Genomic DNA, 20,589 nt, shown 5'->3' with positions numbered 1-20,589 from the left:
GATCAGATTCCTTGTTCGCTGAGCCACAGATTCAGGGCCGCCAGTTGCCACAGCTTGGAGCCGCGCAACGGGGTCAGTTGGCCGTGGGGATCGGTGAGCAGGCGATCGAGTGTCGCCGGGTTGAACAGGCCCCGGTCCTGGCTAGGGTCGAGCAACAGCTCGCGTACCCAGTCCAAGGTATCGCCTTGCAGGTACTTGAGACCGGGGACCGGGAAGTAGCCTTTCTTGCGGTCGATAACCTCGCGGGGAATGACCAGGCGGGCGGCTTCCTTGAGGACCTGCTTGCCACCGTCCGGCAGTTTGAACCTGGCGGGCACGCGAGCCGACAGTTCCACCAGCCGATAGTCGAGAAACGGCATGCGGGCTTCCAGGCCCCAGGCCATGGTCATATTGTCGACGCGCTTGACTGGGTCGTCCACCAGCATCACCGTGCTGTCCAGGCGCAAGGCCTTGTCTACCGCGGCACTGGCGCCGGGGAGGGCGAAATGTTCGCGGACAAAATCGCCGGCGGCATCCTGCTCGACTCGCCAGCGTGGCTGCACAGTGTCGGCATAATCGGCGTAGCTGCGGTCGAAGAAGGCGGCACGGTAGGCGGCATGGGGATCGGCGGCACCGTCCACTTGTGGGTACCAGTGGTAGCCGGCGAACAGCTCGTCGGCACCCTGGCCGCTTTGCACCACTTTGCAGTGCTGGGCGACTTCCCGGGCCAGCAGGTAGAAGGCGATGCAGTCATGGCTGACCATCGGCTCGCTCATGGCGCGGAATGCCGCCGGCAACTGCGCGATGATCTGCCGTTCGTCGATGCGCAACTGATGGTGCTGTGTACCGTAATGGCGGGCGATCAGATCCGAGTAGTGGAACTCGTCGCCGCGTTCGCCGCCGGCATCCTGGAAGCCGATGGAAAAGGTCGACAACTGCTCGACCCCGACTTCGCGCAACAAGCCAACCAGCAGGCTCGAATCGACCCCGCCGGATAACAACACGCCGACATCGACCGCAGCTCGTTGGCGAATTGCCACGGCTTGGCGGGTACTGTCGAGCACGCGGTCACGCCAGTCTTCCAGGTTCAGCTGGGTCTCATCGGCATTCGGCCCGTAGGGCAGCGACCACCAAATGCGCTGTTCGGTGCGGCCGTCGGCCTCGATACGCATCCAGCTCGCTGGCGGCAGTTTCTCGACTCCGGCCAGCAAGGTGCGCGGTGCGGGGACCACGGCGTGAAAATTCAAGTAGTGATTGAGGGCCACCGGGTCCAGCAGCGGGTTGATGTCGCCGCCCTGGAGCAGCGCCGGCAGGCTTGAGGCCAAACGCAGGCGTTGGGGGGTGCGCGACAGGTACAGCGGCTTGACCCCGAGGCGGTCGCGGGCGATGAACAGGCGCTGGGCATCGCGTTCCCAGATGGCGAACGCGAACATGCCATTGAGCTTGGGCAGCAGCGCCTCACCCCAGGCGTGGTAGCCCTTGAGCAAGACTTCGGTATCGCCGTCGGAGTGGAACGCATAGCCCTGTTGTTCCAGTTCGCGGCGTAGTTCGGGGAAGTTGTAGATCGCGCCATTGAACGCCAGGGACAAGCCCAGGTCAGGGTCGATCATCGGCTGCGCCGAGGCATCCGACAGGTCCATGATTTTCAGTCGCCGATGACCGAGAGCGATGGGTCCCTGGCTGTAGAAACCCCAGGCATCGGGGCCGCGTGGAGCCATATGGTGGGTGATCCGCTCAAGCGCTGCGAGGTCCGCGGGGTGTCGATCGAAACGTAACTCTGCTGCTAATCCGCACATAAATTCCTTACCGGTTGTCCGTTGGGGAGGGGGCGTGACTCTGCAACAGACCCACTGAGAAGTGAGGAGTTTTATATCAATCCATTATAAACAGCGCCGTAACCGGCCAACCCGGCAGGTGGCCGGTGTGGTGCGAGGTTGTGAAAAGGGTATTAACCGGTTATTCGATTGATCGAAGTTATTGATTTAACTTGTTGATAATAAACATTTTTTTATATTTTTTTGGCCAAATGGACTGCTATCGTCACGGCAACGATCCAGAGCGCCTGGACCGAGTCCCGCGACCCAGCGCACGGCGTTGTGTAAGGAGCTTGGCGCCAGGCCGATAGGTCGCTGTGGCACCGAGACGCTGGAAGCGATAGTCGCCGCCCTGAAAAGCAGCGGGCGGCGGACTCTTAAAAAAAGGAAATTTGAAATGTCGGCCGTTACCCATTTTGTTCCGTCGGTTCTGAGTGAGCAGAGCTATAACGAAGAGGTGATCAATACCCATGCTCCGCCGTGGTTGCTGGCGGCTCGGCCCGGAGATATCGTGCGTTTGCGCGAAGATCTACGCCGCAGTCAGCTCCTCAAGGAGCAAGTGTCCTTATGGTTCAAGGATCTGAAAAGCATCGAGGATTTTTCTGCGCCTTTGCTGGAGAACGCACTGCACCAGCGATTCGGCCCAGGGTTGGATATTCACCACGGCAAACTGAATGTCGCCAATCGATGGCCCGCGCTGCCGTCGTCTGTCGGGACGGGTTACTTTTTTCCGATGACTTATACCCGTCGCAGCTTACTCGAGGCTGCGCTGCACAACTTCGAAGCGAACGAGCGTCTACCCCCTCTATCCCATGTCAGCCTGGATCGGAATTTGACAATTGCGCCAGAAGTCACCCCACAAGCTTTCATGGAAGTGGTGCGTCGGCTCGATCTGGGAAAACTCTACCAGCAACACCTGTGCGAATTTTTTCATCTCTCCGAGACCCAAGAGACGCTCGAAGAGGAGTCTGATAGCGATGCGTTGCGAATCCAATCGACGATCATGCAACAAAAGAAAGCCGATATGTTGGTGGACGCGCATATCGCCTACCTGAAAAAAGACATCGATGACGCGGCTCGTCAGCAGGTCGGCAGGTTGATCGAGTTGAATGTCACCCTTGTCGCAGAGGGTTCGAGCATGGTGGCCAACGAATTGCAGATGCTCGGTGTGACCTTGTCGGGCATTTGTCTGTTCACGTTGCAGAACACGCCACCGACCGAGCCCGTGAGCATGAAAGATCGGGTACTGGTGCATATTCCCAATGATCCGCTGACGCGCTTCAAGCTCTATGCTTCGCTGGACGCGTTCCAGATGGAGCTACGCCGTCGCCTTTGGCAGCCGGCGTATGAACGCTTTTTTAGCGCTTTTGTCAGCAAGCGGGACTTGCCGGGTTTCCTGTCGCGGTTGAGGAAACTGTTGACCGTTGAGACCCGAGGTGCCGACGGCGCGGTCACAAGGTCCTTGAATCCTGCGGCTGATCTACAGCTGAAGCTGATGCCGCTGGACGATGAATTGTTTTTCCATCTCTATCGACAACAGATCCTGCGGCTTCAGGCGGATGCGCGATATGTGGCCGTGCCGACCGAAGACGTCGACCAGGATGCTCGCGAAGCCTTATATCTGTCTTTGTCGGGGTTGGGCATGACGCTGTTGAACCTGGCCGCTTTCGTCAATCCCTGGCTCGGCTTGCTGATGATGGGGGTCGCGGTCGGACAACTGCTGAGTGAGGTCTATGAGGGGTATCAGGATTGGCAGCATGGTGACCGTGATGAGGCGATCACGCACATGATGTCGGTTGCCGAGGACATTGCGACCATGGTCGCAATGGGTGTGGCCATGCATTGGGGAAGTAAGGCGCTCAAGGGCTTTTTCCAGCGACCTTCGAGTTTTTTCGACGACCTGGTGCCGGTCAGATCGAACGATGGTCGCTATCGGTTGTGGCAGAGCGACCTGGGCAGTTATCGTCATGACGTTCCCGATCTTGCGGACACGGCGCTGGATCATGAGGGGTTTTATCTGGAAGCAGATGCGGGGGAAGGACATCGTTACCTGGATATCGCCGGCGAGCCTTACCGGGCCTATTGGGATCAGTCCATGGGAGCCTGGCGCCTGCGGCATCCGTTGCGTGAGGCGGCCTACGAACCCTTGCTCGAACACAATGGCTCTGGAGCCTGGAGGCTGGCCCATGAATGGCCCTTGCAATGGCACGATCCGGTTTATCTGTTTCGTCGCCTGGGGCCTGATGTGCGTTTGCTGAGCGATGAAAATATCGAGCATATCCTGTTGATTCATCGACTCGACGAATCGATGTTGCGTTGGATGCACGCGAACGATGCGAAGATCCCAGCTCCCTTGCTCGACTCGATACAGCGTTTCAGGTTGGACAACGAGTTGAGTTGGCTGCTCGCGCCTGCCGAGGCGCCCGCGGCGGCCACGGCGCGCTTGTTGGATTTGAAGTTGCAGATTTTGCCTGGCCTCAAGAATTGGCCCCGCGATCACACGATCATGCTCATTGATTCGGCGAACAAACCGCTGGGTGAATATGGGGCGGACCTGACAACGCAACCGCATCGGCTGATGGTGCGGGCCAGCGACCTCGAGGCGGACGGCCTGAGGGGCATTTGGAACAAACTGACGATACAGGATCAGCAGGCATTGCTCAGCCCAGGGGCGTCCACCGAGCAAGTATCGGCACTGCTGGAAGAAGTGCTGCGCCAGCAGGTACGCGAGCAGCGCTTCGCGGTGTTCCAGCGTCTTTACCGTTTGTACTGCGTAACGGATGTCGGGTTGCCGATGAACTTCAGGCAAAGCTTTGCCGATTTACCGAACGGGGTGCTGCGTGAACTCCTAGGACAAACGAGCGATGTGGTGAAAGAGCAATTGGATCGGCGTGATCGCGTGCCTTTGTCGTTGGTTGAAACGGCGAACGAGGGGCGACGTGAAATTCTGCTCAACCACGCGCTGGATACAGGTTTCCTCAAAAGCCAGGGCAGTCTGGATAACGCCAAGTTGCAGTTGCTTATGGCGAAAACAATGAATGGATGGCCATCGGACGTGCTCTGGGAGATTCGTCATGAGCATTTTGATGGTTCGCTGTTGTTCAAGATGGGCACTGACGATTTACCGAGGCGTCGGGTTCTGGTCAGGAGCGCGCGGGGATACCAGGTCTTTGATAACGAGGGCCTGAGCCTGGGGCGACCGCTCGCGCGCCCCGATGCTCTGAGTGGCGCGGTACTGAGTGCCTTGCGGTTGAGCGAGCGTAGTGTCATGGCGATCAAGCTGGATGGGGCCGACCTGCTGCACAAGCGGTTGATGTCCAATTTGGTGGCGCATCCACGTGTCTTGCTCGAAGAGGAGCTTGGCCTACCTGCGCGCAAGCCCGGTTATCGTTCGCCGGCCTGGCGCGATGGCGACACCCAGGGTTGCTTGCGCGTCAGGCGGGGCATCGTCTATGGATCGCGACGTGGCCTGCGGAGAGTGACCCGGCTGTATCCGGACTTGTGCGAGCCGGAGGCGCGCAACTTCCTTTTTTCCATGGGCGAGGATTCGGCGCTGGTCAAAAGCCAATTGGAGGACCTTGAGGATGAACTGCGCAAGTTGCGCTCGACGCTGCTCGACTGGCGAGGGGAACAGGCGACTACTCGCACGCACGCCTGGCTGGGAGGTATCGCCGAAAGCCGTGAGCAGGCTGCCTCGATCATCGAGCGGTGTTGGCGCCGGCAAACCCCCAAAACCTATGACGAGAGTGGTATGGTCATCGGTCGCAGCCTGAGCTTGGCCGGCTTGCGGGTCGGTAGTTTGCCGAGCCTACCCTCCGGGATCAATTTTGATCATGTCACCGAGCTTTCGCTCAATAGCATGGGGCTGGATCGGATTCCCGAAAGTTTTCTCGAGCACTTTCCCAATTTGCGCAAACTGGAATTGAACAATAATCGGCTGGAGTTTCCGCCGAGTGCGATTGCCGATATGAGCCAGCTCAGGGAGCTGTATCTACAGGATAACCGGATCACGCTGAGCCCCGGTTCGGTCAACGTATTGTCGAGCTTGCACAACCTTGAAGTGCTGAACCTGAATGGTAATTTCGATGTCCGTCTGCTGGATGTCAGCCAAATGCCGCACCTGCGTCGCTTGCTGTTGCGCTCAACCGGGATCGATGGTTTGCCCGCGGGGCTGTTGACACGGGTTCGCCTGTACGAAGCGGACCTGCGCGACAACCGCATCGAGAACGTGCCGCAGGGCCTCTACACGGCACCTTCATCGATCAATCGGCGGATCATCCTGCGTAACAATCCCTTTACCGTAGACAACCAGAATCTGTTGGCCGCCTATCGGGAACGCGTTGGAATCAGCTTCGGCATTCCAGATACGGAGCTGGCGCTGGATGACTACAGCGCGCGTCAGCGTTGGCTGACCGACATTGCGGACGGGGAGCGTCGGGACACCCTGCGGGACTTGTGGCACGACTTGAGGCATGAGGAAGGGTCCGAAGAGTTTTTCCTGCTATTGGCGCGTCTGAGCGGCAGTGCCGAGTATCAGAAGATTCGAGCGGATTTGACACGACGCGTCTGGGAGGTGCTGGAGGCCGCGACCAAGGACACGGCATTGCGCACTGAATTGTTCGACCTGGCGGCCAATCCGATGACCTGTGTCGACAGCGCGGCGCGAAATTTCAGTCACCTGGAAGTCCGTGTGTTGTTGGCCAGGGCCCGCGTCCTGGCGTCCCGCAGCGACGAGCCGACGGAGTTGCTGAAACTGGCACGCGGTCTGTTTCGCCTGGAGCGCATTGATGAGGTGGCCCGGGATCACATCAGGGATCTATCCGACAGGCCCGAAGCGACCTCATCGAGTCCTGTCGATGAGGTCGAAGTGAATCTGGCCTACAGGGTCGGTCTGGGGCGTTCCCTGTATTTGCCCGGGCAGCCGAAGGAAATGGTTTTCAGGTCCATTGCCAATGTCACCGAAGAACAGATTCTGGCAGCGCGCAATCGTATCCGGCAAACTGAACATATGCCTGCCCTGAAGACCTTCATTGCTTCGCGCGATTTCTGGATCGACTACCTGAAGAGGAAATATCAGCGCGATTTCATCCGTTTCAACAAACCGTTTCATGATCAGGAGGAACGGTTGCTGAACAATTCCCCGCTGATGCCCAGTGACCAGTACTCTCGACGATTGTCGATATTGATGGAGACCCGCATCGCCGAGGAGAAAATCTTTCTTGAGGCGCTCACCCAGCACGAATTGGATGAGCATCCAGCCTCGCGCTGATGCGCCATGGAAGCGACGGTTTAGGCGTTCGCCCCAGGTTTGCGTTTGCCTCGAACCAGCGCCCGCAGGGCGAAGCGGTTCGCATGACAGGCCTCGGCTACGCCGCGTGGCAGCGCCAGCGGTTCGTTCTCCAGCCAGGCGGCCAGCAGCTCGCCGCAGAGTGGCGCGCTGATCAGGCCGCGCGAGCCATGAGCGCTGTTGATGTAGAGACCCTCGAGCCAGGGGCAGGGCACCTGTGGTACCTGCCGGGCATCCCGGGCCAGGATGCCGTAAGCCTCGGCAAACGCTTTCGGATCGGCCAGCGGACCGACTATCGGAAGATAGTCGGAACTGGTGCAGCGAAAGGCGGCGCGTCCTTGCAACTGCGCCGGGTCCTGCCCGGCGACGTTCAGGCGCGTCGCCAGATCGGGCGAGATGTCCTGTAATAACGCCAGGTTGCCGATGTGTTCGGCAGCGGTCGGCGCCAGGTCGTCGTTCTTGAAGTCGAAGCTGGCCCCCACCGTATGTTCACCCAGGCGTGCCGGCGCGACATAACCTTCGGCGCAGACCACGGTGTTCAACACGGCGCTGTCAGCGGTTTGCGCCAGGCGGGTGATCTGCCCGCGAATGCGCTTGAGCGGCAACGCCGCACCAGCCGCGAAACGTCGCACCTCGGCCGCTCCGGCGAGAATCACCACCGGGGCGTCGCCCAGCAGGGTATTGGCGTCCCAGGCCTGCCATTGCCCCTCGACCTGGCGCAGCTCGACAGCATGACTGTAGGGACGCACGTCAATGTTCGGGTGGTCGGCCTGCCAATGACACAGGGCTGGCGGGTGAACCCAACCGCCTTCCGGGAAAAACAATCCACCGTGTTCAAGCGTCACGCCGGCACGGACTTGCGCTTGGGCCCGATCCAGCACCTGCAGCAACTCCGGGCTGAAGGCAGCAGCCAACTGCGCCTGACGCTCGACTTCCTTCTCGTCGAAGGCCAACTGCAGTACGCCGCAACTGTCCCAATCGAGACCTTTGTGCAACTGTTCGAGCAAACGTCGGGTATACCCGAAGCCGCTGAGAATCAGTTGCGACAGCGCCGTGCCATGGGCCGACAGTTTGAGGTACAGCACGCCCTGGGGGTTGCCAGAGGCTTCCTGAGCCAAGGCCTCGTGGCGTTCCAGCAGGCAGACTCGCCAGCCACGGGCGGCCAGGCTCGCGGCGCTGGCACAACCGGCCAGGCCGCCGCCGATCACCAGGGCGCGGCGTTCGCCGGAGTGGGGAGTTGGGCGAGCAAACCAGGGTTTGGGGGATAGCGGTGCCGGGGCATCCGCCGGCCAGCCGGCGAACTCGCCTCGCAGGATCTCCCACTTACGGCCGATGCCCGGCGTGCGTTTCATCTTGAAGCCGGCCGCGTTCAGCGAGCGCCGGACCCAACCCGTACTGGTAAAGGTGCTGATAGTCGAACCGGGAGCCGCCAGTCGCGCCAGTTCGGCGAACAGCTCGGGGGTCCACATCCCGGGGTTTTTCGCCGGAGCGAAGCCGTCGAGAAACCAAGCGTCGACCTGGGCGTCCAGTTGCGGCAATTGCTCCAGCACATCACCGATCAGCAAGGTCAGGGTGACCCGGCCATTGTCCAGTAGCAGGCGCTGGAAACCGGGATGGATCGCCACGTACTGCTTGAGCAGCGGTGCGGCAAACGCTGCCAGTTCGGGCCAGAGGGCCAGCGCCCGTTGCAGGTCGGCGTGGCTCAGCGGGTACTTTTCGACGCTGACGAAATGCAGCCGCGCACTCGACACCGCGCACTGCTCGAACAGTTGCCAGGCGCAGAGAAAATTCAGCCCGGTGCCGAAACCTGTTTCACCGATCACCAGCCGCCCGTTCGGCTCCAGGGTTTCAAAGCGTTCTTTCAGGCGATTCTGTTCGATAAACACATAACGGGTTTCCTCCAGACCCGAAGCATCGGAAAAATATACATCATCGAACATCCGAGAGTGAGGCAATCCTTGGTCATCCCAGTCGATCTGGGCGTGAGGCGGTACGCGGCTCATGGTGGAACTCGTGAACAAACAGTCGGCCATTCTAGCCGATTGGTCGGGAGTACATTGCAGGGCAAATGTCAGGGACTTACTGACCCTCGGGGCGGTCTGATCCGCTAACCTTGATCAATTCTGGAAGGAGCCCGCCATGTTCGAATCCGCTGAAATCGGTCACGCCATCGACAAAGACACCTTCGACGCCCAGGTGCCCGCCCTGCGCGAAGCCTTGCTCGAAGCTCAGTTCGAATTGCAGCAGCGTAAGCATTTCCCGGTGATTGTGCTGATCAACGGCATCGAGGGCGCCGGCAAGGGCGAGACCGTCAAATTGCTCAACGAATGGATGGACCCGCGGCTGATCGAAGTCCGCACCTTCGATCAGCAGACCGATGAAGAACTGGCCCACCCACCTGCCTGGCGCTACTGGCGGCAGCTCCCGGCCAAGGGGCGGATGGGGGTGTTTTTCGGTAACTGGTACAGCCAGATGCTGCAGGGACGGGTACACGAGCTGTTCAAGGACGCGGTGCTCGACCAGGCCATTGCCGGGGTCGAGCGCCTGGAGCAGATGCTCTGCGATGAAGGCGCGCTGATCTTCAAGTTCTGGTTCCATCTTTCCAAGAAGCAGATGAAAGCCCGGCTCAAGGCCTTGCAGGATGATCCTCTGCACAGCTGGCGCCTCAGCCCGCTGGATTGGCAACAGTCGCAGACCTACGACACCTTTGTGCATTTCGGTGAGCGGGTGCTGCGCCGGACCAGTCGCGATTATGCCCCTTGGCATGTGATCGAAGGCAACGATCCGCACTACCGCAGCCTGACGGTGGGGAAGATTCTCCTCGAAGGTTTGCAGGCGGCGTTGAAGTCCTCTCAGGTGGAACCGCGACCGACTCATACTGCGCCGCTGCCCACGGGTGTCGACTCGATGAGTCTGCTCGCCAGTCTGGACATGACCCTGAGCCTGGAGAAAGCGGATTATGAAGAGCAACTGATCACCGAGCAGGCGCGGCTGTCGGGGCTGATGCGCGACAAGCGCATGCGCAAACACGCCCTTGTCGCGGTGTTCGAGGGCAATGACGCGGCGGGTAAGGGCGGTGCGATCCGCCGTCTGGCCGCCGCTCTCGACCCCCGCCAGTACAGCATCGTGCCGATTGCCGCGCCCAGTGAGGACGAGCGGGCCCAGCCTTATCTGTGGCGCTTCTGGCGGCAGATCCCGGCGCGGGGCAAGTTCACCGTGTTTGACCGTTCCTGGTATGGTCGGGTGCTGGTGGAGCGGGTCGAAGGTTTTTGCCGCACCAGCGACTGGTTGCGCGCTTACGGCGAGATCAACGACTTCGAGGAGCAGTTGAGCAATGCTGGAGTGATCGTGGTGAAGTTCTGGCTGGCCATTGACAAGCAAACCCAACTGGAGCGTTTCCAACAACGCGAAGCGATTCCGTTCAAGCGCTTCAAAATCACCGAGGACGATTGGCGCAATCGTGAGAAGTGGGATCTTTACCGGGCGGCGGTGGATGATATGGTCGACCGTACCAGCACCGAGATCTCGCCGTGGACCCTGGTGGAGGCCAACGACAAGCGCTGGGCACGGGTCAAGGTACTGCGCACGATCAACCAGGCGATAGAGGACGTCTTCGAAAAACGCGACCGGCATGACAAGAAGAGTAAGAAGTCGAAATAGGAGCTAGTGGCCTGTGTGGTGAGTTCTATGAGTCAGTTTCGGTGCTGCAAGCCCCTGGCCGGCGTTGCTGCTCCTCGCCATCGCCCGGTTAGACGGGGCACAGCGCCTGGGCCATGGAATTGTGGTATCCGAACTTGAGCTAACAAACTCACCGTACAGGCCACTAGAATGGCGACCTTAATCTCTCGGCCCATAGGACTTTCCATGCATATTTCATCTGGACGTTGGGGTTATGGAATGTTTCTCGCCTTGTTGACCGCCGTGCTCTGGGGCATCCTGCCCATCAAGCTTAAGCAGGTCTTGCTGGTGATGGACCCGGTGACCGTCACCTGGTGCCGGTTGATCGTCTCCGGCGCTTTGCTGTTCGGCTACCTGACGGCCACGCGGCGCCTGCCGAGCTGGCGCGTGCTGGGCCCGCGAGGCGGCTGGCTGGTGGCGTTGGCGGTGTTCGGCTTGACTGGCAACTATGTGCTGTACTTGATGGGCCTGAACCTGCTCAGTCCCGGCACTACGCAACTGGTGGTGCAAGTGGGGCCGATCTTCCTGCTGATCGCCAGCCTGTTCGTGTTCAAGGAGCGCTTCAGCCTGGGTCAGGGCATTGGGCTGCTGGTGCTGCTGGTCGGTTTCGGGTTGTTCTTCAATCAACGTCTGAGTGAGTTACTGACCTCCCTGGGCGATTACACCGCTGGCGTACTCCTGATAGTGGTGGCTTCGACAGTCTGGACCTTTTACGCGCTGAGCCAGAAGCAGTTGCTGACGGCCTGGAATTCGTTACAAGTGATGATGGTGATCTACCTGTTCTGCGCCTTGCTGCTGACGCCCTGGGCGCACCCTGGCGAAGTCTTGCGGTTGAATCCGCTGCAAAGCTGGCTGCTGCTGGCTTGCTGTCTGAATACGTTGGTCGCCTATGGCGCGTTCGCCGAGGCGCTGGCGCATTGGGAGGCCTCGCGGGTCAGCGCGACCCTGGCGATCACGCCCTTGGTGACCTTTGGCTCGGTGGCGCTGGCGTCCTGGCTCTGGCCGGAATTTGTGCAGGCCGAAGAGATCAACGGTCTGGGCTATGGCGGTGCGGTGTTGGTGGCGGTCGGCTCGGCGCTGGTGGCCCTGGGACCGTCGCTGGTTGCCGGGCTCAAGGCCCGGCACCGGCGAATGGCATAAGCCTGGTGACCCAAGGAGGGTCAGCCGTTCTTGCCCGATTCCAGCATGTTTTCCGGGCGTACCCAAGCGTCGAACTCTTCATCGCTGAGGTAGCCCAGCTCCAGCGCCGCTTCGCGCAGGGTGAGGTTCTCTCCGTAGGCTTTCTTGGCAATTTGTGCTGCCTTGTCGTAGCCGATGTGCGGGTTCAGGGCGGTGACCAGCATCAATCCACGTTCCAGGTGCGCGGCCATCTGCAGCGGGTCCGGCTCCAGCCCGGCGATGCAATGCGCCTGGAAGTTGCGGCAGCCATCTGCCAGCAGGCGGATCGATTGCAGCAGGTTGTGAATGATCACCGGTTTGTACACGTTCAACTGCAGGTGGCCCTGGCTGGCGGCAAAGCCGATGGTCACATCGTTGCCCATGACCTGGCAGGCCAGCATCGACAGTGCTTCACACTGGGTCGGATTGACCTTGCCGGGCATGATCGAACTGCCTGGCTCATTGGCCGGCAACCTGATTTCGGCGAGGCCGGCGCGAGGACCTGAACCCAGCAGGCGCAAGTCGTTGGCGATCTTCATCAGGGCCACGGCCAGGGTCTTCAGGGCGCCGGACAGGCTGGTCAAGGGTTCATGGCCGGCCAGGGCAGCGAACTTGTTCGGCGCGCTGACAAATGGCAAGCCGGCCAGGGCCGCCAACTCGGCGGCGATTGCCTCGGAAAACCCCTGGGGAGCGTTGAGCCCGGTCCCGACCGCCGTCCCGCCCTGGGCCAGCTCGCACACGGCGGGCAGGGTGGCGCGAATGGCCCGCTCGGCATAGTCGAGTTGCGCGATGTAAGCCGAGACCTCCTGGCCAAAAGTGATCGGCGTGGCATCCATCATGTGGGTGCGCCCGGTCTTGACCAGCTTCATATGACGGGCGGCCAGCTCGGCCAGGCCACCCGACAGCTCGGCAATGGCCGGCAGCAATTGCTGATGCACGGCCTGGATCGCAGCGATGTGCATGGCGGTGGGGAAGCAGTCGTTGGAGCTTTGCGAACGATTGACATGATCGTTCGGGTGTACGGGCGATTTGCCGCCGCGGGTGTTGCCGGCCAACTCGTTGGCGCGTCCGGCGATGACTTCGTTCGCGTTCATATTGCTTTGGGTACCGCTGCCGGTCTGCCAGACTGCGAGGGGGAACTGTGTGTCATGTTCGCCGGCCAGCACTTCGTCGGCGGCCTGTTCGATCAGCCGGGCGACGTCGGCGGGCAGGTCGCCGTTGCGGTCGTTGACCCGAGCCGCGGCTTTCTTGATCAGGGCCAAGGCATGCATCACCGCCAGCGGCATCTTTTCCTCGCCAATGGCGAAATTGATCAGTGAACGTTGGGTTTGGGCACCCCAGTAGGCATCTTCCGGGACATTCACCTGGCCAAGGCTGTCGGTTTCGATACGGCTCATTGGGTACACTCCTTAAGGTCTGATAGCGCAGTTTAGGCCCTGATGGGCCAGGTAGGTTCCTTTCACAGGTTTTACCATCATTGGCTCGATGGGTGGCTGTGACAATCGGTGTCGGGGTTGAGTGACACACTTTATTAGGTGCAGAATGTCGCTCTTGGGGTTTTGACCTCGCCTGTTACTTAAAGGAAACTCGATGACTCGCCTTCGTGCCCTCTGTACCGCGGTTGCTCTGGTATGCGCCAGCGGCCAGGTTTTCGCCGATACCGCCAGCCACAACGCCAGTGCCGAAGCTTTCCTGACGCTGGCCCATGCCGATAAGCTCGGCACCCCGGTCTACCAGCAAGTGCAGCAAATGTTCGCCCAACGCTTTGCCCAGACCCAGGCGCCGGACTCGAAAAAGCCGCTGCTCGATACCTACCAGGCCAAAGCCAACGCCGCCCTGGATCAGGCCATTGGTTGGAACAAGCTTAAGCCTGACATGGTCAAGCTCTACACCAGTAACTTCAGCGAGTCCGAACTCAAGGATCTGGTAGCGTTCTATCAGTCGCCGCTGGGCAAGAAGGTTCTGGAAAAAATGCCGCAACTGACCCAGCAATCGGCGCAAATGACCCAGGCCAAGCTGGAAAGCGCGGTGCCGGTGGTCAACAAGCTGCTGGAAGACATGACCAATGAGCTGGCTCCGGCCAAGGCACCGGCCCCAGCGAAGAAGAAGTAAGCGGAGTCTGTAATGACCATGCAACAACGTATCGAAACCGCCTTGGCCGCCTTGCACCCCGAGCACCTACAGGTGCTGGATGAAAGCCATATGCACAGCCGTGGGTTGCAGACCCATTTCAAGGCGGTGCTGGTCTGCGAGCAGTTTGCCGGGTTGAACAGCGTCAAGCGCCACCAGCAGGTCTACGCCACGCTGGGCGACTTGATGGGGCAGTTCCATGCGTTGGCCTTGCATACCTATACCCCTGAAGAATGGGTGAAAATCGGTGCGGCGCCGGCTTCGCCGACCTGTGCTGGCGGCCACTAGCGCGCAAGGCCGGATCAGGCCAAAGCAGGCAAGCAAGCGCGGTTGATGGGTTGTCAATGAGCATTGCGAGTCTGTTTTTTGCTAGAATTTGCCACGCGCCGCTTAGTCGGCGCGTTTTTTTGCGTCCGGTTCGCCCTTTGCGAGGGCAGCCACCTGGAGAGAAATACCCATGACCCAACCTATCGTCGTGGCGGCATTGTACAAGTTCGTCACCCTCGAAGATTACGTCGCGTTGCGCGAGCCATTGTTGCAGGCGATGGTCGATAACGGCATCAAGGGCACTTTGCTGATCGCCGAGGAAGGCATCAACGGCACCGTGTCCGGTAGCCGCGAAGGCATCGACGGGCTAATGGCCTGGCTGAAGAACGATCCGCGCATGGTGGATATCGACCACAAAGAATCCTATTGCGACGATCAGCCGTTCTATCGAACCAAGGTCAAGCTGAAGAAGGAAATCGTTACCCTGGGCGTCGAAGGCGTGGACCCCAACAAGCAGGTGGGCACCTATGTCGATCCTCGGGACTGGAACGCCTTGATTGCCGATCCACAAGTGCTGCTGATCGATACCCGCAACGATTACGAGGTTTCGATCGGCACCTTCGAAGGCGCCATCGACCCGAAAACCACCAGTTTTCGCGAGTTTCCCGACTACATCAGAGCCCACTTCGATCCGGCCAGACACAAGAAAGTCGCCATGTTCTGCACCGGCGGCATCCGTTGCGAGAAGGCTTCGAGCTATATGCTCGGCCAGGGCTTCGACGAGGTCTACCACCTCAAGGGCGGGATCCTGAAGTACCTCGAAGAAGTGCCTGAGGAAGAAAGTCGCTGGCGCGGCGACTGCTTTGTGTTCGATAACCGTGTGACCGTTCGTCATGACCTGAGCGAAGGCGACTATGATCAGTGCCACGCCTGTCGTACCCCGGTGAGCGTCGAAGACCGTGCGTCGGAACATTATGTGGCCGGCATCAGTTGTCCGCGTTGCTGGGACACACTGAGCGAGAAGACCCGCCGCAGTGCCATCGATCGGCAGAAGCAGATCGAGCTGGCAAAAGCGCGCAACCAACCTCACCCGATCGGTTACAACTATCGCCAACCTTCCGAGGTCTGAATCATGTCCGCGCGCCTGCTCTACGTGATGGATCCAATGTGCTCCTGGTGCTGGGGGTTTGCCCCGGTGGCCGAGGCCCTGGTCGAGCAGGCGCGAGCTGCCGGGGTTGAGCTGCACCTGGTGATGGGCGGCTTGCGCACCGGTAGTGGCGCGCCCCTGGAGCCGAGCACCCGGCGTTATATCCTTGAGCACTGGCAGACGGTCACCGAAGTCACCGGGCAGCCTTTTCGGTTCGAAGGCGCCTTGCCCGATGGTTTTGTCTATGACACTGAGCCTGCGTGTCGGGCGGTGATCACCGCGCGCAGCCTGGCGGCGGATCGCGCTTGGCGTCTGGTCGGATTGATCCAGCGGGCTTTCTACGTGGAAGGACGGGATGTCACCCAAGCCAGCGTGCTGGTGGAACTGGCCGAAGCGGCCGGCGTGCCGCGTATCGAGTTCGCCGAGGCCTTCGACAAGTCCGAGCAGCATGCGGCCACGGCGGCTGATTTTAGCTGGGTCCAGGATCTCGGCATTGCCGGTTTCCCGACGCTGCTGGCCGAGCGCAATGGCCAGCTGGCGCTGTTGACCAACGGCTACCAGCCCCTTTGCGAGTTGTCACCGCTGCTCGGCCGTTGGCTGGAGCGCGCGGCCTGTGCCTGATCCCGAACCTGCGCAACAACCTGCAGATCGCCTGAGCTGGGCGCAGATCCGGCGCCTGGCGCTACAGCATAAAAAATCCCTATGGGTTGCCAACGCCGTCGCGGTAATGGCGACCTTGTGTAGTGTACCGATCCCGCTGTTGCTCCCGTTGCTGGTGGATGAGGTGCTGCTCAAGCATGGCGACGCGGCGTTGCGGGTGATGAACCACGTGCTACCTGCTGGCCTGCAGAGTGCAGTCGGTTATATCGGTCTGATGCTGCTGATAACCCTGTGCCTACGTTGTGGCGCGTTGCTGTTCAATGTCCTCCAGGCCCGACTGTTTGCCGGGTTGGCCAAGGATATTGTCTATCGTATCCGTATCCGCCTGATCGAACGCCTGAAATGGATTTCCCTGGGCGAATATGAAAGCCTCGGCAGTGGCACGGTAACGACTCACCTGGTCACCGACCTGGATACCCTCGACAAGTTTGTCGGAGAGACCCTGAGCCGCTTCCTGGTGGCCACGCTGACGCTGGTTGGCACCTCCGGCATCCTGCTGTGGATGCACTGGAAGTTGGCGCTGCTGATTCTGCTGTTCAACCCGTTGGTCATCTACTTCACCGTGCAGTTGGGCAAGCGCGTCAAGCACTTGAAAAAACTGGAAAACGACAGTACCTCGCGGTTTACCCAGGCGCTGACGGAAACCCTCGATGCCATCCAGGAAGTGCGCGCGGGTAATCGCCAGGGCTTTTTCCTCGGGCGCCTCGGGCTGCGGGCTCGAGAAGTGCGTGACTATGCCGTGGCCTCTCAGTGGAAAAGCGATGCATCGGGGCGGGCCAGCGGCCTGCTGTTCCAGTTCGGCATCGATATCTTTCGCGCCGCGGCCATGCTCACCGTGTTGTTTTCGGACTTGTCGATTGGCCAGATGCTCGCCGTGTTCAGCTATCTATGGTTCATGATCGGTCCGGTGGAGCAACTGCTCAACCTGCAATACGCCTACTATGCGGCTGGAGGGGCGCTGACGCGGATCAACGAATTGCTGGCGCGTGACGACGAGCCGCGCTACCCCGGTAGCGCCGATCCGTTTGTCGGACGCGAAACGGTCGGGATAGAGGTGCGTGGGCTAAGTTTTGCGTATGGCCAGGAGCCGGTTCTCGATCAACTGGATCTGTCCATCGCTCCCGGTGAAAAGGTCGCAATCGTCGGTGCCAGCGGGGGCGGTAAGAGCACCCTGGTGCAATTGCTGCTCGGCCTCTATACGCCGCAGTCCGGGAGCATTCGTTTTGGCGGCTTGTCCCAGGCCGAGATCGGCCTGGAGACTGTGCGCGAGAACGTGGCCGTGGTATTGCAGCACCCGGCGCTGTTCAATGACACAGTCCGCGCCAATCTCACCATGGGCCGCGACCGCAGTGATCAAGCCTGCTGGCGAGCTCTGGAAATCGCCCAGCTCGAAAGTACGATCAGCGTTTTGCCCCAGGGCCTGGACAGCATTGTCGGGCGTTCCGGTGTGCGCTTGTCCGGTGGTCAGCGGCAGCGCCTGGCAATTGCCCGGATGGTATTGGCCGAACCCAAGGTGGTCATTCTCGACGAGGCGACCTCGGCGCTGGATGCTGCCACCGAGTACAATCTGCATCAGGCCCTGAGCCAGTTTCTCCGTGGCCGCACTACATTGATCATCGCCCATCGCCTGTCGGCGGTAAAACAGGCCGATCGAATACTGGTGTTCGATGGCGGACGAATCGCCGAAGATGGCGACCATCAGCAACTGATTGCCGAGGATGGTCTGTACGCTAAGCTTTACGGGCACTTGCAGAAAATTTGAGGGTCTTGAGCTTTTTCAATTTCATGCGCTTAGTGGTTGAATTGATTGAAAGAAATCATTTTCTTCCTCTCGCGTGGGAGCGGTGCGTCAGCTTTGGTGATTTCGAGTGGATCAACGATCCATTCGAGATGCCGAAAAGTAGCCTAGTCTGTGCTATCAGAAATGGATCTCTCTCGGCAGTCCATCTGGCTGTGCTGATGCAAGGGAACTCATGAAGCGCAAGCAAACTCTCGGAACGCCTCGGTTGTTGGGTATCGTCTGGCCCTTTATCGCCGTCGTGCTGTTTCAGGCATTGCTGGGGTGTCTCAGCCTCTATGTGCTTTCAGCCGTGCGTGGCTACGTGGCTGGCGAAAGCCTTTGGTCAAAGGGCCAGAAGGACGCGATCTATTATCTCAACCTGTATGCCGACAGCCGCGACGAGGCCATTTTCCTCAAGTACCAGCAGGCGATTGCCGTGCCTCAGGGCGGTCATGAGCTGCGTATTGCGCTAGATGCGCCGACACCGGATCTGAAGGCGGCGCGTCGGGGTATCCTGAAAGGCGGCAATCACCCGGATGACGTCTCCAGCCTGATCTGGCTGTACCTCAATTTCCGCCATTTCAGTTATCTCGAACAGGCCATCGAAAAGTGGACGATGGGTGATGGTTATCTGGTGCTGTTAGATGAAGTTGCCCAGCAGATGCACCAGGCGATTTCCAGCAAAATGGCCACTACCTCCGATATCCAGCACTGGAAAAGCCAGATATTCGCCATCAACGATGGTGTGACACCGGCTGCGAAGGCTTTCAGCGATGCCCTCGGCGAAGGCTCACGAGTCATCCTGCGACTGTTGTTGATCACCAACCTCACCACAGCTTTGGGGCTGATCATCCTGGCCCTGCTACGCACGCACAAGCTGCTGGCCCAGCGCCATGCCTTTGCCGACGCCTTGCAACTGGAAAAGGAGCGGGCGCAGATCACCTTGGAGTCCATCGGCGACGGAGTCATCACCACTGATGTCGAGGGCGCCATTGCCTATATGAACCCTGCGGCGGAGCAGTTGACCCACTGGAAGGCCGGCCATGCTTATGGGCTGCCTCTGTCGGCACTATTTACCCTGCTGGACGAAAATGCCCAGGAGGAAGGCTTTACGCTGATCGAGCATATTCTCGGCGGGCAATTGGGCGGTGGGAGCGAGCACTCTAAGCTGATCCAGCGACTGGATGGCAGCACCGTGTCGGTGACGTTGGTGGGCGCGCCGATCCGCAATGCCGGCAAAGTCAGTGGTGCGGTGCTGGTATTGCATGACATGACTCAGGAGCGGCAATACATTGCCAATCTGTCCTGGCAGGCCACCCATGATGCCTTGACCGGCTTGGCCAACCGTCGCGAGTTCGAATACCGGCTGGAACAGGCGCTGCATAACCTGGGGCGCCAGCCGGCCCGTCACGCCTTGATGTTCCTCGACCTGGATCAGTTCAAGTTGGTCAATGACACCTGTGGGCATGCCGCCGGTGATGAGTTGCTCCGGCATATCTGTGCATTGTTGCAATCCGGTTTGCGCGAAGGCGATACGCTGGCGCGTCTGGGCGGTGATGAGTTCGGAATTTTGCTGGAGAATTGCCCTTCAGACGCTTCTGAAAAAATCGCGGAAGGATTACGCCAGACTGTGCAGAACCTGCACTTTGTCTGGAAAGGGCGACCCTTTGTCACGACGGTCAGTATTGGTTTGGTGCATATCCATCAGACTCCCGCGACGCTCGAGTCCTCCCTGCGCGCAGCGGATATGGCGTGCTACATGGCCAAGGAAAAAGGTCGTAATCGGGTTCAGGTGTATCACGCGGACGATTCGGAGTTGTCCTTGCGCTTCGGTGAAATGGCCTGGGTCCAGCGTCTGCACATGGCCTTGGAAGAGGATCGTTTTTGCCTGTACTCGCAGGAAATTTCCGCGCTGGGTCAGACCGATCACGCAGGGGGGCACGTAGAAATCCTGCTGAGATTACATGATGAGGCGGGGCGGATGATCCTGCCCGACAGCTTTATTCCGGCGGCCGAGCGCTACGGATTGATGAGCCAACTGGACCGCTGGGTGGTGCGAAACGTATTCAAGGTGGTCGCCCAATGCATTGCTCTGGCGGGTGAGGAGCCCATGGCGATGTGTGCGATCAATCTGTCAGGCACCACCATCGGCGACGAGAACTTTTTGGGCTTTCTTTATGAGCAATTTGCCCTGCACGGCATTCCGCCGCAGTTGATCTGTTTTGAAATCACCGAAACCAGTGCTATTTCCAATCTCGGGAGCGCCATTCGTTTTATCAATGAGCTCAAAGGATTAGGCTGTCACTTCTCCCTGGATGACTTTTGCGCGGGTATGTCCTCATTCGCTTATCTTAAACATTTGCCTGTAGACTTCCTGAAGATCGATGGAAGTTTCGTAAAGGATATGCTGGACGACCCGATTAACCGCGCCATGGTCGAAGTGATCAACCACATCGGCCATGTCATGGGGAAGCGAACCATTGCAGAGTTTGTTGAAACACCGCAGATCGAGCAGGCATTGCTGGAGATCGGTGTCGATTATGCTCAGGGCTATGTGATCGAACGCCCGCAGTTGTTCACGTGCGACACGCTGTTGTGTCGTCCCGCGCGACCTCGACCGTTGTTGTTCAGGGCGCCTGGCACGTTCCGTTGAAACCTTCGCAGGTCTGCACAATCACCACTCAAAAGG

Annotated in this window: 12 protein-coding genes; 9 read left to right on the top strand and 3 right to left on the bottom strand. The window is 59.7% G+C overall.

The window, feature by feature from the left end:
• Positions 1–2: 2 nt before the first annotated feature.
• Positions 3–1,775, bottom strand: a complete 1,773-nt coding sequence (locus AWM79_RS08015) for an N-acetylglutaminylglutamine amidotransferase (RefSeq protein WP_060782568.1) — start codon at positions 1,773–1,775, stop codon at positions 3–5.
• Between the two features lie 415 nt (positions 1,776–2,190).
• Between AWM79_RS08015 and AWM79_RS08010 the strand changes: the two genes are divergently transcribed.
• Positions 2,191–7,062, top strand: a complete 4,872-nt coding sequence (locus tag AWM79_RS08010) for an NEL-type E3 ubiquitin ligase domain-containing protein (protein ID WP_244159626.1) — start codon at positions 2,191–2,193, stop codon at positions 7,060–7,062.
• 20 nt (positions 7,063–7,082) lie between these two features.
• On the opposite strand, the gene mnmC is transcribed toward AWM79_RS08010, so the two are convergent.
• The gene (mnmC, locus tag AWM79_RS08005) at positions 7,083–9,083 is read right to left on the bottom strand and encodes a bifunctional tRNA (5-methylaminomethyl-2-thiouridine)(34)-methyltransferase MnmC2/FAD-dependent 5-carboxymethylaminomethyl-2-thiouridine(34) oxidoreductase MnmC1 (protein ID WP_026013121.1); all 2,001 of its coding nucleotides are present in this window, start codon (positions 9,081–9,083) and stop codon (positions 7,083–7,085) included.
• 136 nt (positions 9,084–9,219) lie between these two features.
• Here mnmC and pap point away from each other — a divergent pair, with 136 nt between their 5' ends.
• Together pap and AWM79_RS07995 are read left to right on the top strand one after the other, a co-directional pair.
• Positions 9,220–10,740, top strand: a complete 1,521-nt coding sequence (gene pap, locus AWM79_RS08000) for a polyphosphate:AMP phosphotransferase (protein WP_017131523.1) — start codon at positions 9,220–9,222, stop codon at positions 10,738–10,740.
• A 204-nt stretch (positions 10,741–10,944) separates the two neighbouring features.
• Positions 10,945–11,898 carry a DMT family transporter gene (locus tag AWM79_RS07995; protein ID WP_026013120.1) on the top strand — a complete coding sequence of 318 codons (954 nt, stop codon included), beginning with the start codon at positions 10,945–10,947 and terminating at the stop codon, positions 11,896–11,898.
• A gap of 20 nt (positions 11,899–11,918) precedes the next feature.
• Here AWM79_RS07995 and AWM79_RS07990 read toward each other — a convergent pair whose 3' ends face one another.
• Positions 11,919–13,313 carry a class II fumarate hydratase gene (locus tag AWM79_RS07990; RefSeq protein ID WP_017131521.1) on the bottom strand — a complete coding sequence of 465 codons (1,395 nt, stop codon included), beginning with the start codon at positions 13,311–13,313 and terminating at the stop codon, positions 11,919–11,921.
• Between the two features lie 193 nt (positions 13,314–13,506).
• Between AWM79_RS07990 and AWM79_RS07985 the strand changes: the two genes are divergently transcribed.
• The 6 genes from AWM79_RS07985 (at position 13,507) to AWM79_RS07960 (ending at position 20,553) form a co-directional block, all read left to right on the top strand.
• Positions 13,507–14,028 carry a DUF2059 domain-containing protein gene (locus AWM79_RS07985; protein WP_017131520.1) on the top strand — a complete coding sequence of 174 codons (522 nt, stop codon included), beginning with the start codon at positions 13,507–13,509 and terminating at the stop codon, positions 14,026–14,028.
• Positions 14,029–14,040: 12 nt separating this feature from the next.
• The gene (locus tag AWM79_RS07980; protein ID WP_017131519.1) at positions 14,041–14,334 is read left to right on the top strand and encodes a BolA family protein; all 294 of its coding nucleotides are present in this window, start codon (positions 14,041–14,043) and stop codon (positions 14,332–14,334) included.
• Positions 14,335–14,503: 169 nt separating this feature from the next.
• Positions 14,504–15,442, top strand: coding sequence for an oxygen-dependent tRNA uridine(34) hydroxylase TrhO (gene trhO, locus AWM79_RS07975; RefSeq protein WP_060782567.1), 939 nt, complete (start codon positions 14,504–14,506; stop codon positions 15,440–15,442).
• Between the two features lie 36 nt (positions 15,443–15,478).
• Positions 15,479–16,081, top strand: a complete 603-nt coding sequence (locus AWM79_RS07970) for a DsbA family protein (RefSeq protein WP_167375451.1) — start codon at positions 15,479–15,481, stop codon at positions 16,079–16,081.
• Positions 16,074–17,882, top strand: a complete 1,809-nt coding sequence (locus tag AWM79_RS07965) for an ABC transporter ATP-binding protein (protein WP_060782566.1) — start codon at positions 16,074–16,076, stop codon at positions 17,880–17,882. Before AWM79_RS07970 ends, AWM79_RS07965 begins: the two co-directional genes overlap by 8 nt.
• 211 nt (positions 17,883–18,093) lie before the next feature.
• Positions 18,094–20,553 (top strand): EAL domain-containing protein, encoded by a 2,460-nt coding sequence (locus AWM79_RS07960; RefSeq protein ID WP_060782565.1) that lies wholly within the window; start codon positions 18,094–18,096, stop codon positions 20,551–20,553.
• The last annotated feature ends 36 nt before the right edge of the window (positions 20,554–20,589 follow it).

The sequence above is a fragment of the Pseudomonas agarici genome (genome assembly GCF_001543125.1).
Lineage (GTDB): Bacteria > Pseudomonadota > Gammaproteobacteria > Pseudomonadales > Pseudomonadaceae > Aquipseudomonas > Aquipseudomonas agarici.
The sequence above is the reverse complement of the archived record's forward strand: the minus strand, read 5'-3'. Positions and strand labels throughout refer to the sequence as shown.

Coding starts and splice junctions, on each gene's coding strand:
- AWM79_RS08015 (WP_060782568.1), bottom strand. CDS start 1,775: ATGTGCGGATTAGCAGCAGAGTTACGTTTCGATCGACACCCCGCGGAC.
- AWM79_RS08010 (WP_244159626.1), top strand. CDS start 2,191: ATGTCGGCCGTTACCCATTTTGTTCCGTCGGTTCTGAGTGAGCAGAGC.
- mnmC (WP_026013121.1), bottom strand. CDS start 9,083: ATGAGCCGCGTACCGCCTCACGCCCAGATCGACTGGGATGACCAAGGA.
- pap (WP_017131523.1), top strand. CDS start 9,220: ATGTTCGAATCCGCTGAAATCGGTCACGCCATCGACAAAGACACCTTC.
- AWM79_RS07995 (WP_026013120.1), top strand. CDS start 10,945: ATGCATATTTCATCTGGACGTTGGGGTTATGGAATGTTTCTCGCCTTG.
- AWM79_RS07990 (WP_017131521.1), bottom strand. CDS start 13,313: ATGAGCCGTATCGAAACCGACAGCCTTGGCCAGGTGAATGTCCCGGAA.
- AWM79_RS07985 (WP_017131520.1), top strand. CDS start 13,507: ATGACTCGCCTTCGTGCCCTCTGTACCGCGGTTGCTCTGGTATGCGCC.
- AWM79_RS07980 (WP_017131519.1), top strand. CDS start 14,041: ATGACCATGCAACAACGTATCGAAACCGCCTTGGCCGCCTTGCACCCC.
- trhO (WP_060782567.1), top strand. CDS start 14,504: ATGACCCAACCTATCGTCGTGGCGGCATTGTACAAGTTCGTCACCCTC.
- AWM79_RS07970 (WP_167375451.1), top strand. CDS start 15,479: ATGTGCTCCTGGTGCTGGGGGTTTGCCCCGGTGGCCGAGGCCCTGGTC.
- AWM79_RS07960 (WP_060782565.1), top strand. CDS start 18,094: ATGAAGCGCAAGCAAACTCTCGGAACGCCTCGGTTGTTGGGTATCGTC.